This is a genomic window from Vulcaniibacterium tengchongense (assembly GCF_003814555.1).
Classification (GTDB): Bacteria; Pseudomonadota; Gammaproteobacteria; order Xanthomonadales; family Xanthomonadaceae; genus Vulcaniibacterium; species Vulcaniibacterium tengchongense.
Genome location: NZ_RKQN01000013.1, coordinates 1 through 2,330 on the forward strand (window position 1 = coordinate 1; position 2,330 = coordinate 2,330).

A 2,330-nucleotide genomic window follows, 5' to 3' on the forward strand; every position below is an offset into this window, starting at 1 on the left:
TGGACGCGGCTGGCCGGGGGCGGCGTCGCGAGCCGCAGCGGCCTGGTGCGCGAAGCCGCCTGCCTGGGCAGCGACGGCAGCCTGGCGCGCTACCGCCTGTGCCTGGTGCCGTGGACCTGGCTGCTGGGGCAGGGCCGGCACTCGCGGGTATACCAGGACCGTACCGTGCTGCAGATCGTCGAGTCGGTCTTCGCCGGGTATGGCGCGCTGGCGGCGTGGCAATGCGCCGCGGAGGTGGGCCCGTTCCTGGCACGGGTCCGGCCGCGCAGCTACTGCGTGCAGTACCGCGAAACCGACCTGGCGTTCGTGAGCCGGCTGCTGGCGGAGGAAGGCCTGGGCTGGCGGCTGGAGGAATGCGACGAAGCGCCGGGCGGCCACCGCCTGGTGCTGTTCGCCGGCAGCGGCGAAGGCCCGCAGGAGGCCAGCGCGGCGGCGTGGGGCGGAATCCGCTTCCACCGCAGCGACGCGACCGAGCGGACAGACACCGTCCAGGCCTTCGGCGCGGTGCGCCGGCTGGAGGCGTCGTCGCTGACCCTGCTGAGCCACGACTACAAGCGCATGCAGGCGCACGGCGCGAGCGTGCCGCTGGACGGCAGCGAGGTTGGCGCGCGGCTGGAAAGCTACGATCCGGTCGGCCCTTACGCCTTCGCCGACCGCAGCGAGGCCGAGCGCTACGCCGGGCTGCTGGCGCAGGCGCGCGAAGCGCAGCGCGAGGTGTGGCTGGGCCGCGGCACCGTGCGCACGTTCCGCGCCGGTACCTGGTTCGCCTTGCACGACGCGCCGAGCGACGGCGAGCAACCGCCGGAAGAGGCGCTGCTGACCACGGTGCGGCACGCCGGCGTCAACGACCTGCCCCGGGCGGTGCGCGAAGCGATCGCGGCGGTGCTGGGCGAAGCGCCGGCGCCGGAGGAGGCCGGCGGGTCGGCGACGCTGTGGGACGCGGTGCGGGCGCAGGCGGAGCGGGTCGGCTACGCCAACGCGTTCACCGCCGTGCCGCGGGCCAGGCCGTGGCGGCCGGTGCTGGAGGACGGCACCGGCGCGCGGTTGAACCCGCGGCCGACCGCGCCGGGCTACCAGACCGCGATCGTGGTCGGCCCGGACGGCCATACCCGGGCCCAAGGGGCGCAGGAGCTGTACTGCGACGCGCTGGGCCGGATCCGGGTGAGGTTCCACTTCCAGCAGCCGGGCGAAGGGGCCGAGGCGGCGGACAGCTGCTGGCTGCGGGTCGCGCAGCGCTACGCCGGGCCGGGGGTGGGCGCGCAATTCCTGCCGCGGATCGGGCAGGAGGTGCTGGTCGGCTTCCTGGAGGGCGACATCGACCGCCCGGTGGTCGTCGGCGCGCTGTACAACGGCCAAGGCGAGGCCGGCGTGGCCGCCACGCCGGGCGGCGCCCCCGCCGGGCACGACCTGTCGGCCTACGCGCAAGCCGGCGACCACCGCGCCAGCGCGCAGGCGAACCTGCGCGGCGGCCATGCGCCGGCATGGCACGGCATGAGCCCGGACGGCGAAGGCCACCGCAACGCGGCGGCGCTGCTGGGCCTGCAGTCCAAGGAGTTCGGCGGCAGCGGGCACAACCGGCTGGTGTTCGACGACAGCGACGGGCAGCTGCGGCTGCAGCTGGCGACCACGCACCAGGCCAGCCAGCTGACCCTGGGCCACCTGATCCACCAGGCCGACAACCACCGCGGCAGCTTCCGCGGCGAGGGCTTCGAACTGCGCACCGACGGCTGGGGCGCGGTGCGCGGCGAACGCGGGCTGTGGGTGAGCGCCTACGCCGCCGCCGGCGAAGCGCCTGCCGGCGACCACGTTGCCGCCGGCGCGCTGCTGCAGCAGGCCCGGCAGCTGGGCGAAGCCTTGTCGCAGGCCGCGGCGACGCATCGGACGGTGAAGCTGGCCGCGCACGAAGGCGTGCACGGCGACCGGCGCTCGCGGCTGCGGGACGGGCAGGCGCCGCTGCAGGCGTTGCTGACCAGCGCGAAGACGACCGTGGACGGGCGCGCGTTCGAGGCGGCGCTGGGCGAGGCGGGCGAGCGCCGGAGCGAGCCGGGCGAAGGCCGCGTGCCGCACACCGGCGACCCGCTGCTGGGCCTGGCGGCGCCGGCGGGCATCGGCCTGGTGGCGGGCCAGAGCCTGCACTGGAGCGTGGGCGAAACGCTGACGCTGGCGAGCGGCCAGGCGAGCAACGCGGCGATCGCGGGCGACCTGCGCCTGCACAGCGGGCAGGCGATCGGCGTGCTGGCCAACGCGGTGGAAGCCAAGTCCGCCGCCGCGGCGGATCGGAGCGAGGCGGCGAGCGCCGGCGAGGCGGCCGCGCTGAGCCTGGTGGCGGC

The 2,330-nt window shown here is 76.3% G+C and carries 1 protein-coding gene; it reads left to right on the forward strand.

Going from position 1 to position 2,330, the window contains the following annotated elements:
- A partial coding sequence (locus EDC50_RS16195) for a type VI secretion system Vgr family protein (RefSeq protein ID WP_148089658.1) occupies positions 1–2,330 on the forward strand: 2,330 nt, incomplete at both ends.